Below are 10799 nucleotides of genomic sequence, written 5' to 3'. Positions count from 1 at the left end.
TGTGACGCCGGCCACGAGGTCTCACTGGAGACGTCCGGCGCACTCGACGTGGCCGAAGTCGACCCGCGGGTACGCAAGGTCATGGACCTCAAGGCGCCGGGGTCGGGTGAATCGGAGCGCAATCTCTGGAGCAACCTGGCCCACCTGCGCCAGCGCGACCAGGTCAAGTTCGTGCTCGCCGATCGAGAGGATTTTGACTGGGCACGGGCCGTGATGAACGAGCATGGGCTGGACGCTCGATGCATGGTGCTGTTCTCGCCGGTGCATGGAAAGCTGCATCCACGCACGCTTGCCGAATGGATACTTTCCGAACGCCTGAACGTCCGGCTCCAGGTGCAGATGCACAAGCAACTCTGGGGCGACTCGCCCGGTCACTGAGTCCACGGCTGCGGCAGGCAGGTTGCATGCGCCACGTTCGCGTGCATGACGTCGCCACAGGACCGATAATGGTCCGCTGTTCCTGCACTGAAACTATCCGACATGAGTGAATCTCCCCCCTCCAGGCGCAATGCCGTCGTGCTGGTCTCCGGCGGCATGGATTCGGCCGTGGTCGTGGCGCTGGCCCAGGAGCGCGGATTTGCCGTGCATGCGTTGAGCGTGGCCTATGGACAACGCCACCATTCGGAGCTGCAGGCGGCCGCCCGCGTATGCGCCATGCGTGACGTGGACGACCACAAGACCGTCACGGTGGACTTGCGGAGCATCGGCGGCTCGGCCTTGACCGCCGACATCGATGTGCCAGAGCAGGGCGGAGATGGCATCCCGGTCACCTATGTGCCGGCGCGCAACACCATCATGTTGTCGATCGCGCTGGGCTGGGCCGAGGTGCTTGATGCCGGCGACATCTTCTGCGGCGTCAACGCGGTGGACTACTCCGGATACCCCGATTGCCGGCCGGCGTTCATCGAGGGCTTCCAGCAACTGGCGCGCGTGGCCACCAAGGCCGGCGTCGAGGGCCACCCCATGCATGTGCATGCGCCATTGATGAAGATGAGCAAGGCCGACATCGTGCGCGAGGGTTTGCGCCTGGGCGTGGACTTCGGGCAGACGGTGAGCTGCTACCAGGCCGACGGCGAAGGACGCGCATGTGGTCACTGCGATGCCTGCCGCCTGCGCGCGCAGGGCTTCGCCGAAGCCGGTCTCGACGACCCCACGCACTACCGTTGAGGCACGCAAGCAGGTAGAATCGCCGGCTCACGTGGAGGCCCTTGCGCCCGCGTGCATTCACGCAGCACCATGCTCCGGAAATGGGCCGTTAGCTCAGTTGGTAGAGCACCGGACTTTTAATCCGATGGTCGTCGGTTCGAATCCGACACGGCCCACCATTTCCACGCTTGATCGATTGCGCTGCTGTCGTGCGTCACGAGTCGCAGGGCTCGGGCCGCGCCTTTCGGGCCTCGACGAGGTTCACCCGGTTGCGGTAATGGAAGCAAAGCTTCATGGCCTCCTTTGCCAGGTCGTGGTCGCCGCTTTGCTGGCATTGTTCGGCCAGGCGCCGCCACATGGCGGCCTGACGCGATGCGTGATGGCAATCAATCGAGCGGGACATGTCACCGATCCTTGGGCATCCTTCGGGATGCGCAGTATCGGTCGCGAAGATTGCAATGCCTTGCCCGATGGGTGACAACTGCATGAACACCCGTACCGGAAGCGAACCCCTTTTGCACTAGTCCCGCTTGCGTTGCTGCCGGCGATGCATGGCCAGCGGCAACAGGGCCAGCAGGGCGAGTGCGGTGAGTGGCAGCAGCAGTTGCTGGGAAAAAAGCATATGCCATCCCAGTTCTGCGCCGTGCTTCATACTGTGGCCGAGGTCGGCGCCGATGGCGGTCTCGAAGATCAGCATGGTCGAGCCGCCCAGGAAGGTGGCCAGCAGGAAAAGCCACATCGGGCAACGCAGCCAGGCCAACGCCACGCTGATGGCGCCGAACGGGAACACCGGCACGAAACGCAGGAAAAACGTGTAATTGACCGGGTGTGCCGCATAGCCGTGGCGTAGCCGCTCGACAAGTCGCGGGGCGGGCTTGTGCCCGCCGCCGAAGGCGTACCGGCCGGCCAGGAAAAGCAGCAGCGAACCCAGCAGCAGACCAATCGAGGACAGCAGCACCCCCTCGATTTCACCAAATACCAGGCCACCGGCGACGATCACGATGAGGCTCCCGGGAACACCGGTGGAGGTGACCAGGGTCAGCAGGCCGACGTAGGCGATTCGCGAAAGCCAGGGATGCATGCGTACCGCCATCAGCAGGTCGGCATGATCCCGGGCCAGGCGCGCCAGCGAGAGGTGGTCGCCCATGCCGGCGAAAAACAGCACCAGGCCGGTGGTCAGCAGCAACAGCAGGGGCAGGGCGGCGCGCAGGCGGTTCACGGGCATCCGTTCTCCGGCATTCGGTTTGTCCGCCAGTCTAAGTGCAATGCGCTTGCAAGGTGACGGAACCAGGGCGCTTGCAGATGGCGGCATGACACTGCCATGGTTCAGCCGCGCCGCGCGAAGACGGTGATTTCCTCGCGGTCGTGATAGAGCTGGCGGGCGCGCAGGTCCAGCGGACCCTCGCAGGCGTCACGCAGCAGATCCATGCACAGGCAAACCTCGTCGAAGCGTTTCTTCATCGGCAGCTTGAGGTTGAACACCGCCTGCTGGCACCAGCCGTTGGCCAGCCATTCGGCCATGCGTGCCGCCACGCGGCGAGGCTGTTCGACCATGTCGCAGACCAGCCAGTCCACCGGACGTGGCGGACGGTAGCGGAAGCCATCCACGCGCAGATGCTCGACCAGGCCCGAGGCCATCAGTTGGGGATCCATGGGTCCGTTGTCGATGGCCTGCACGCGAATCGAGCGGTGCACCAGTTGCCAGGTCCAGCCTCCCGGCGCAGCGCCAAGGTCGACCGCAGTCTGCCCGGGTTGCAGCCAGGCACCGCGTTCGGTGTCGTCGAGCAGCGTGAGGAAGGCCTCTTCCAGCTTGAGCGTGGAACGACTGGGCGCGGCGCGCGGCAGGCGCAGGCGTGGAATTCCGCCCGGCCATGGACCGCTTGCGGCCGTGTTGGAAACGGCCACGCGCGCCCGGGTCGGCGAGAGCAGAGCCACATGCAAACGCCATGGACTGCCGCGATCGAGTCGTTTCTCGCTTTTCATGCGCGTGACCAGTGCGGCATTGAGAGCGCGACACAGTGCGCTCAGCTCGCGTCCCGAATCGCCGTCGGGGGACTCGACCCACACATCGCACCAATCGCGCTCATCGGCTTCGACAAACGGCATCAGTACGCCAAGTCGATCCTCCCGCGGGAGATCGTCGACGCTGCCGATGACATGCAGCAACTGGCGCGCGAAGATCATGCCGCGTGGTCCGGGCGTGAGCATCAGGCGCTTCGCGGCGGACTCGTCCAAGGTCTCGAATTCAACGAAACCGCTGCCGCGCTCGGCGCGTGCATATCCCCCACCCCCATGCAGGGTGTCGTGTTTGCTCAGCTCTTGTGCACACTCGCCCTCGAATCCGGGGCGGCACCACGCCAGCAAGCGATGGTGCGCCGGATCACTCACCGGGATTTCCGGGCCCAGGTGTCGCGCAGGCTGACCGTGCGGTTGAATACCGGCTTCTCCGGCGTGTGGTCGTGGCGGTCGGCAACGAAGTAGCCCAGTCGCTCGAACTGCCAGTGCCTCTCAGGAGCGGCTTCGGCAGCGGCGGGTTCCACATACCCCCGGATCACGCGCTTGGCGTCGGGATTGAGGTTGTCCTTGAACGACGTGCCATCCTTCTCTTCGCCCGGGTTTTCCGTATCGAACAGTCGATCGAAAAGTCGTATCTCCGCCTCGATCGCGTGGGCTGCACTGACCCAGTGGATCGTGCCCTTGACCTTGCGGTTGGTCTCGGTGCCCTCCGGGCGCGTGGCCGGGTCGAGGCTGCAGTGCAGCTCGACGACCTCGCCCTGCCCATCCTTGATGACCGCATCACAGCGGATGATGCCGATACCGCGCAGGCGCACTTCGCCTTCCGGGACCAGGCGCTTGAAGCCTTTGGGCGGGACCTCGGCAAAATCGCCGCGCTCGATCCACAGCGTGCGCGAGAACGGCAGCGCACGGGTACCCAGGCTCTCGTCCTTAGGATGGTTGGGGAATTCGACGATTTCCTCGTGTGTCTCGGGCAGATTGGCCAGCACCAGCTTCAAGGGTTCAGTGACGGCCATGCGGCGGTGGGCGCGCGCATCGAGCTCCTCGCGCACACAGGCCTCCAGCACGCCAAAATCAATGTTGCTGTTCTGCTTGCTCACGCCCATGCGTTCCCAGAAGCTGCGCAGGGCTTCGGGGGGGAACCCGCGACGCCGGGCGCCGGACAGGGTCGGCATGCGCGGATCGTCCCATCCGCTGACCCGGCCCTCGTTGACCAGCTCGGTAAGCTTGCGCTTGCTCATGACCGTGTAAGTGAGGTTGCCGCGCGCGAATTCGATCTGGCGCGGCTTGCTCGGCGCACATGGCATGCCGGCGTCCAGCAGCGGCTGCACCAGCTCCAGGTGACCGGCCAGGTCCACATGATCGACGAACCAGTCGTACAGCGGACGATGGTCCTCGAATTCGAGCGTGCAGAACGAATGCGTGATGCCCTCGATAGCGTCCGACAGGCAATGCGCAAAGTCGTACATCGGATAGATCGGCCAGCGATCGCCGGTATTCTGATGGGTCTGCTTGCGGATCCGGTAGATTGCCGGATCGCGCAGGTTGATGTTGCCCGAGGCCATGTCGATCTTCGCGCGCAGGGTCTTTTCACCGTCGCCGAATTCGCCCGCGCGCATGCGCCGGAACAGGTCGAGGTTTTCATCCACGCCACGCTCGCGGAAGGGCGAATTGCGGCCGGGCTCGGTAAGGGTGCCGCGGAATTCGCGCACTTGCCCGGCGTCCAGATCATCGACATAGGCCACGCCGTCGCAAACCAGCTTCTCGGCAGCGCGGTAGAACACCTCGAAATAGTCCGAGGCATGCCGCAGTTCGGCCCACTCGAAACCCAGCCAGTGCACGTCGTCCTGGATGCCCCTGACGAATTCCGGCAGTTCCTTGCCCGGATTGGTGTCGTCCAGACGCAGATTGCACATGCCACCGAATTCGGCAGCAATGCCGAAATCCAGGCAGATCGCCTTGGCGTGGCCAATGTGCAGGTGACCGTTGGGTTCCGGCGGGAAACGGGTGCGGATCACCGGCTGCGCACCGGAGTCCACATCCTCGCGGACGATCTGGCGGATGAAGTGCTGGGTCGGTGCGGTTTCGCTCGCCATCGGGCGCTCACTCGTCGGGTGCGTGCAAAGCGTTACAGTTTAGCGCACCAGCAGTGCCTGTCGTGAGATCGTGGCCCATGCGGCTTGCGCACCTGCACGTGCGCGAGTAGCGTGAAGTCATGCATACCGTTTATCACGCCGAATCCCTGGTTGATGCGCATCTGGTCAAGGACGCGCTCGAGCATGCCCAGATCCCCGCCTTCATCGCCGGAGAGCACCTGATCGGCGGAGTGGGCCAACTGCCAGCCCGCGATTTCATCAGCGTGGCCGTGCCCGATGTGTGCATCGAGGCGGCCCTGCCGGTGGTGCGTGGCATCGAGGCCATGCTCTGCCAGGCGCGCGAAGCAGTAGAGGACGATGCATCCTGGAACAGTCTTCCGGCCCCGATCTGAACGCTGTCCGTCCGCTGCCGGGCGTCCGGTCCATGCCTTCCAGTACTTCTCCGGGAATCGCGCTCCGATGCACGAACTGCGATCGCTGATCCGTGACGTGGCCGATTTCCCGAAGGCCGGGGTCACCTTCAAGGACATCACTCCCTTGCTGGCCCATGCCGATGGCATGCGGTGCTGCGTGGAATCGCTGGCCGCCCCCTGGCGGGAATCGGGGATCCAGGCCGTATGCGGCATCGAGGCGCGCGGCTTCATCTTCGGTGCTGCCCTGGCGCAATCGCTGGGGGCCGGGTTCGTGCCGCTGCGCAAGCCGGGCAAGCTGCCGGCAGCCACGGTGGGCGTCGATTTCGCGCTGGAGTATGGCCAGGATCGTCTGGAGGTTCACACCGATGCGGTCAGGCCCGGCGAGCGCGTATTGCTGGTCGATGACGTGCTGGCCACCGGCGGGACGCTCGCTGCCGCCGTCGAGCTGATGGATCGCCTGGACGCCGATCTGTGTGGTGCTGCGGTGGTCATCGAGCTGGCATCCCTGCACGGCCGCGCAAACTGGCATTGCGCCGCGCCCCTGCATGCGCTGGTGTGCTACGACTGATGACATGGATCCGGTTTTACTGCAGCGTGAGCGATTGCACATAGAACAGTTCGCAGGCACCGCCGCCGGTATCGTTGCGGGTCAGCGAGGTGCGCCAGGTCATGCCGCCGGGGCCGTTCGCATCCACCAGTTCCCCGGAAAGACCGATCACCTGTCCGGCATGCACCTTGTCCAGTGTCCGCCGGACCTCTTCGTTGGCGGGAATGATGTGCATGTTCGCACTCTCGGTCTCGATCTGCCGACGCGGGATCGGATATTTGGCGGTACTCCAGAAATAGAAGCGCCCGTGTTGGCGAATACGGATGTGTTTGAGCACGGCGCTGTCGGACATGCGCTGCCAGCCCACGGCCAGGTCCACCGGGGCCAGCACAGCGCCGGCGTCCAGGCTGTAGTCCTCCCGCGAGAGCACCCGTGCGCGCATGCGGTAGGTGGCACGCGCAGTTAGAATGAACTTGCCCACCCGGATGCGCTGCAGTGGCCCGGATATCGGATCTTGCCGTGGAGCATCGGTCACCAGCACTCCAGGCGGGGTGGTCTGCCCTGTGCCGCGAGTGATCCAGTGCAGCAGGCCCCACAGTGCCAGCACAACCAGCACCAGCAGGACCGGGCGGCGCATGTCAGTCGAAATCCGCCATCAGGGCAGCGTGCTGGGCGTCGTCGAGTTTCACATGGGCGCCGTAGTAGTCGTGGTCGCTGCCGAGGTGGACTGCGACACCATCCTTCCAGGCCTTCCGCATTTCCGGGTCCAGTTCGAAACGCATGAAATGCACGGCCGAGGTCTTGTCCTCGTTGCTTCGCTGCATGTCCTCGTCAGCGATGGCCTTGACCTTGTCCATGTCGCCGACCTGCAGATAGATGTGGTCCTCGACGTTGCGCAACTTGGCCAGCTCGCGCTTGCGCACTTCCGGATCAGCATACTCGATGAGCAAGGTTGCCTTGAGATTGTTGCCGTCGGGAATCAGCGGATTGTAGGCCGCGAGCTCGTCTTCAATGCCCTCGAACTCGAAAATCCTTTCCACGCGCAGCATTTCCTGGATCTGGTACTGGATGGTCAGGCGATCCTCGAAAAGCAGCGTGAAGTGCTCGCCCAGTCGCACCTTGCGCGTTTTCTTGTGCGTCAGTACGCGTTGGCGGAAATCGCTGCGCTCGCCGGCGTAGGCTTCCAGGCTGAGCAGGTCGTTGCGGGTGAGTGGCTTCATGGTTTTCTTCCTTGTTTATGGCTTTTGTACTGGATGATCAGATGCCGTAGGCCTTGCGCAACAGGCTGAGTGGATGCTCGTTGGTCGGTTTCTCGTCCAGTCCGTGGGCAATGTGATTGCCGGCCATGGGACAGTCGCTGGTGAAATGGTCCGGTTCCGACTGGGTCACGCGTCGTTCCACCGGCTTGGCGATCTTGCGTGATATCGCATAGGTCTCGAGCTTCACGCCGTAGGTGCCGTCGTGGCCGGAGCAGCGCTCGATGGTGGTGATCTCGGTATCCGGCACCAGTTCCAGGATCTCGCGCGTCTTCGGGCCGATCTTCTGCACCCGCTGATGGCAGGCGACTTGCCAGGTGACCTTGCCCAGCGGCGCGTTGAAGTCGGTGGCCAGGCGATCGTCCTTGTTGCGTTCGGACAGGTATTCGAACGGGTCGTAGAAGTGGTCGCGCACCAGCGCCACATCCGCGTCGTCCGGAAACATCAGTGGCAGCTCCTGCTTGAACATCAGCACGCACGAAGGAATGGCTGCGATGAAGTCCCAGCCCTCACGGGCCATCTTCGCCAGCACCGGAATATTTTGTTCCTTGTACTTCTTCACGGTATCCAGATCGCCCAGCTCGAACTTGGGCATGCCGCAGCACTGCTCGCTTTCAACCATGCGCACGGGCACCTTGTTGTGTTCCAGAACGGCAACCAGGTCCTCGACCACCTCCGGCATGGAATGGTCGCAGTAGCAGGTGGCGAACACGGCAACCTTGCCACTGGTGCGTCCGGCCGGCAGCGCTTCGCCCGCACCATCCCGTCCGGCCAGCCGCTTGCGCGCGCTGGGGTGTTGGTAGGCGGGCACGCCGGCATCGCGGTGCACGCCCAGGGTCTTTTCCAGCAGCTTGCGGGCGGTGGCGTTGCGGTTGGCGGCGTTGACTACCTCGACCACCACGGGGATCGAGGCCAGTTTGCCTACCGTGCTCGTGCTGGACAGCACCCTGGCTTTCATCGGCGCGCCTTCCTTGCGGAACTTCACCGCCTTGGCGCGCAGCATCAGGTGCGGAAAATCAACATTCCAGGGGTGTGGCGGGGTGTAGGGACACTTGGTCTGGTAGCACAGGTCGCACAGATAGCAGTGCTCGGTGACCTTGCCGTAGTCGGCCTTGTCGACCCCGTCGATCTCCAGTGTCTCGGATTCATCGATCAAGTCGAACAGCGTTGGAAAGGCGTGGCACAGGCTCACGCAGCGACGGCAGCCGTGGCAGATGTCGAACACGCGCTCGAGCTCGGCGTCCAGCGCATCCTGGTCCCAGAATTCCTCGTTCATCCAGTCAAGCGGATGGCGGGTGGGTGCCTCCAGGTTACCTTCGCGGTTGGAGTGGATGTCCTCGGCCATGCGTGTTTCCCCGGTGGTGGTGGCGATCCGAACGGCACCGAACGGGGCCCGGCATGCCGTGGGTCGTCGGGTCCGAAAATTGAGGTCTGCGACGCCGCGCCTTGCCGGCGCCGCAGAGGTGCCTTCCTGCTTACTGCATTTCGTCCAGCGCTTTCTGGAAGCGGTTGGCATGCGAGCGCTCGGCCTTGGCCAGCGTTTCGAACCAGTCGGCGATCTCGTCGTGGCCTTCCTCGCGTGCATCCTTGGCCATGCCCGGGTACATGTCGGTGTACTCGTGGGTCTCGCCGGCTACGGCACTTTTAAGGTTGGCTTCGGTGCCACCGAACGGCAGGCCCGTGGCCGGGTCACCGACTTCCTCGAGGTACTCCAGATGGCCATGCGCATGGCCGGTTTCGCCCTCGGCGGTGGAGCGGAAGACGGCGGAGATGTCGTTGTAGCCCTCCACGTCGGCCTTGGATGCGAAATACAGGTAGCGACGGTTGGCCATCGACTCGCCGGCAAACGCGTCTTTCAGGTTCTTCTCGGTCTTGGAGCCTTTGAGACTGCTCATACTTTCACCTCTTGGATGTGACATGCGGAGGGATGCGCGGGCGTTTATCGAACCCCGCTGCTCAGTAAGGTTAGCGCGCTTCAATACAGTAATGAAATTGATTGTTTTTATCTATTTGATAGCTTTTGACTATCATGCCAGTGCAGCGGCACTGTCGTAGCTGGTGTCAGGGACGTGGAGTCTTGTCCGTGGCCGTCGCGCGGGCCTGCAGCGCCGAGGCATGTGCATTCAGCAGATGGGGTGGCAATTGGCGCAGGACATGGGCCAGACGCTTGAGGAAGGCGTCGGTCGCGGTGCTCTTGCGCCAGGCCATGGCCACGCGACGATGCGGCGAGTGGCCGCCGAACTCGATCAGCCGCATGTTCTCGACCCGGGCCACCGGCGGGTTGACCGCCAGGGTCGGCAGCAGCGTGATGCCAACGTTGGCGGCCACCATCTGACGCAGGGTTTCCAGGCTGGTGGCGCGAAAGCCGGTGCGTTCGCCGGCGCCGGACAATTGGCATACCTCCAGCGCCTGGTCACGCAGGCAATGACCGTCCTCCAGCAGCAGCAGGCTCTCATGGGCCAGGTCGGACAGCCGCAGACGCTTGCGTTCGGCAAGGGCGTGCCCTTCGGGTACCGCCAGCAGGAACGGCTCCTCGAACAGAAACTCCACGTGCAGGCTTTCTTCGTGCAGGGGCAGGGCAAGGATGCCCGCGTCCAGCTTGCCTTCGCGCAGGCGCTGCAGGACCACTTCGGTCTTTTCCTCTACCAGCAGCAGTTCAAGACGCGGGAACGTCTGGCGCAACATCGGCACCACGTGCGGCAGCAGGTACGGACCCAGTGTCGGAAAGATACCCAGTCGCACCGTACCCGATTCAGGATCCAGGGTGCGTCGGGCAATGGCGCGGATCTGGTCGGTTTCGTGGATCACGTCACGTGCGCGCGCTGCGATCTCGCGCCCCACGTCGGTCAGCAGGACCTTGCGTGGCGTGCGCTCCACCAGGGTCACGCCCAGTTCCTCCTCGAGCTTGCGGATCTGGGTTGAAAGCGTGGGCTGGCTGACAAAACACGCTTCGGCCGCCCGCCCGAAATGACAGTGCTCGGCCAGGGCCACCAGGTAGTGCAGGTCTCGGAGATTCATGGGGGATCACGGCATGCGATAGATGATTACTATCCATAGCATGAAATTGATCTTCAAAACGAATGGAATACGGTCTTCTCGCACTGTCAGGCCGCTGGCTCCAGATGGACCCATCCGGGAGCTGTCCTGCGGCACGGATGTTGTGGCCGAAGGGTCCGCATGACAGATGCGTTCAGCGCGCGCGCACCGGAACCCGCTTGTCCAGGCTGTGCGCATCGATGAACTTCAGGCTGTCGGCAAGGGCGTGCGATTTGCCGCGAAACGGTCCCGAGAGCGACAGCAACAATCCCGCATGGCTGACGCCGGA

General features: G+C 63.8%; 12 protein-coding genes, 1 tRNA gene and 1 pseudogene. 5 read left to right on the top strand and 9 right to left on the bottom strand.

The features are described 5' to 3' along the window. The 3 genes and pseudogenes from PF446_RS07915 to PF446_RS07905 form a co-directional block, all read left to right on the top strand. Positions 1 to 378 (top strand): annotated as a pseudogene (locus PF446_RS07915) (7-carboxy-7-deazaguanine synthase QueE); the annotation flags it as partial. Positions 379 to 480: 102 nt separating this feature from the next. Beyond that, complete coding sequence (gene queC / locus PF446_RS07910) at positions 481 to 1167, top strand: 7-cyano-7-deazaguanine synthase QueC (RefSeq protein WP_298070854.1); 687 nt, start codon at positions 481 to 483, stop codon at positions 1165 to 1167. 82 nt (positions 1168 to 1249) lie between these two features. Beyond that, positions 1250 to 1325: transfer RNA gene (locus PF446_RS07905), tRNA-Lys, on the top strand. Positions 1326 to 1360: 35 nt separating this feature from the next. Here PF446_RS07905 and PF446_RS07900 read toward each other — a convergent pair. From PF446_RS07900 to PF446_RS07885, 4 genes are all read right to left on the bottom strand, one after another. Beyond that, complete coding sequence (locus tag PF446_RS07900) at positions 1361 to 1549, bottom strand: hypothetical protein (RefSeq protein WP_298070852.1); 189 nt, start codon at positions 1547 to 1549, stop codon at positions 1361 to 1363. Between the two features lie 117 nt (positions 1550 to 1666). After that, positions 1667 to 2365: a VTT domain-containing protein gene (locus PF446_RS07895; RefSeq protein WP_298070850.1), complete on the bottom strand. Its 699-nt coding sequence runs from the start codon at positions 2363 to 2365 to the stop codon at positions 1667 to 1669. A gap of 107 nt (positions 2366 to 2472) precedes the next feature. Continuing rightward, complete coding sequence (gene rlmM / locus PF446_RS07890; protein WP_298070848.1) at positions 2473 to 3534, bottom strand: 23S rRNA (cytidine(2498)-2'-O)-methyltransferase RlmM; 1062 nt, start codon at positions 3532 to 3534, stop codon at positions 2473 to 2475. Further along, positions 3531 to 5258, bottom strand: coding sequence for a glutamine--tRNA ligase/YqeY domain fusion protein (locus PF446_RS07885; protein ID WP_298070847.1), 1728 nt, complete (start codon positions 5256 to 5258; stop codon positions 3531 to 3533). The genes rlmM and PF446_RS07885 overlap by 4 nt, the downstream gene beginning before the upstream one ends. Positions 5259 to 5377: 119 nt before the next feature. Here PF446_RS07885 and PF446_RS07880 point away from each other — a divergent pair, with 119 nt between their 5' ends. Both PF446_RS07880 and PF446_RS07875 read left to right on the top strand, forming a co-directional pair. Continuing rightward, entirely contained in the window at positions 5378 to 5650 is a 273-nt protein-coding gene (locus PF446_RS07880; RefSeq protein ID WP_298070845.1) for a DUF2007 domain-containing protein, read from the top strand. Positions 5651 to 5717: 67 nt separating this feature from the next. Further along, a complete protein-coding gene (locus PF446_RS07875; RefSeq protein ID WP_298070842.1) occupies positions 5718 to 6239 on the top strand; it encodes an adenine phosphoribosyltransferase in 522 nt (173 codons plus the stop codon). Positions 6240 to 6255: 16 nt separating this feature from the next. Here PF446_RS07875 and PF446_RS07870 read toward each other — a convergent pair whose 3' ends face one another. The 5 genes from PF446_RS07870 to PF446_RS07850 all read right to left on the bottom strand — a co-directional run bounded on the left by PF446_RS07870 (position 6256) and on the right by PF446_RS07850 (position 10492). Further along, complete coding sequence (locus tag PF446_RS07870) at positions 6256 to 6855, bottom strand: hypothetical protein (RefSeq protein WP_298070841.1); 600 nt, start codon at positions 6853 to 6855, stop codon at positions 6256 to 6258. A 1-nt stretch (position 6856) separates the two neighbouring features. Further along, positions 6857 to 7438 carry a DUF3501 family protein gene (locus PF446_RS07865; protein ID WP_298070839.1) on the bottom strand — a complete coding sequence of 194 codons (582 nt, stop codon included), beginning with the start codon at positions 7436 to 7438 and terminating at the stop codon, positions 6857 to 6859. 37 nt (positions 7439 to 7475) lie between these two features. After that, positions 7476 to 8819, bottom strand: coding sequence for a heterodisulfide reductase-related iron-sulfur binding cluster (locus tag PF446_RS07860; RefSeq protein WP_298070838.1), 1344 nt, complete (start codon positions 8817 to 8819; stop codon positions 7476 to 7478). Between the two features lie 130 nt (positions 8820 to 8949). Then, on the bottom strand, positions 8950 to 9369 hold the full coding sequence (locus PF446_RS07855) for a rubrerythrin family protein (RefSeq protein WP_298070837.1): 420 nt from the start codon (positions 9367 to 9369) through the stop codon (positions 8950 to 8952). A gap of 166 nt (positions 9370 to 9535) precedes the next feature. Then, entirely contained in the window at positions 9536 to 10492 is a 957-nt protein-coding gene (locus PF446_RS07850; protein ID WP_298070835.1) for a LysR substrate-binding domain-containing protein, read from the bottom strand. Between the last annotated feature and the right edge of the window lie 307 nt (positions 10493 to 10799).

The sequence above is a fragment of the Oleiagrimonas sp. genome (assembly GCF_027858935.1).
Lineage (GTDB): Bacteria > Pseudomonadota > Gammaproteobacteria > Xanthomonadales > Rhodanobacteraceae > Oleiagrimonas.
Note: the sequence above shows the minus strand (reverse complement) of the source record. Positions and strands in the feature narration are given on the sequence as shown.

What these genes read in the sequence shown, in the direction of transcription:
- queC (WP_298070854.1), top strand. Translation starts at nt 481, where the DNA reads ATGAGTGAATCTCCCCCCTCCAGGCGCAATGCCGTCGTGCTGGTCTCC.
- PF446_RS07855 (WP_298070837.1), bottom strand. Translation starts at nt 9,369, where the DNA reads ATGAGCAGTCTCAAAGGCTCCAAGACCGAGAAGAACCTGAAAGACGCG.
- PF446_RS07880 (WP_298070845.1), top strand. Translation starts at nt 5,378, where the DNA reads ATGCATACCGTTTATCACGCCGAATCCCTGGTTGATGCGCATCTGGTC.
- PF446_RS07865 (WP_298070839.1), bottom strand. Translation starts at nt 7,438, where the DNA reads ATGAAGCCACTCACCCGCAACGACCTGCTCAGCCTGGAAGCCTACGCC.
- PF446_RS07870 (WP_298070841.1), bottom strand. Translation starts at nt 6,855, where the DNA reads ATGCGCCGCCCGGTCCTGCTGGTGCTGGTTGTGCTGGCACTGTGGGGC.
- PF446_RS07860 (WP_298070838.1), bottom strand. Translation starts at nt 8,819, where the DNA reads ATGGCCGAGGACATCCACTCCAACCGCGAAGGTAACCTGGAGGCACCC.
- PF446_RS07900 (WP_298070852.1), bottom strand. Translation starts at nt 1,549, where the DNA reads ATGTCCCGCTCGATTGATTGCCATCACGCATCGCGTCAGGCCGCCATG.
- PF446_RS07850 (WP_298070835.1), bottom strand. Translation starts at nt 10,492, where the DNA reads ATGAATCTCCGAGACCTGCACTACCTGGTGGCCCTGGCCGAGCACTGT.
- PF446_RS07875 (WP_298070842.1), top strand. Translation starts at nt 5,718, where the DNA reads ATGCACGAACTGCGATCGCTGATCCGTGACGTGGCCGATTTCCCGAAG.
- PF446_RS07885 (WP_298070847.1), bottom strand. Translation starts at nt 5,258, where the DNA reads ATGGCGAGCGAAACCGCACCGACCCAGCACTTCATCCGCCAGATCGTC.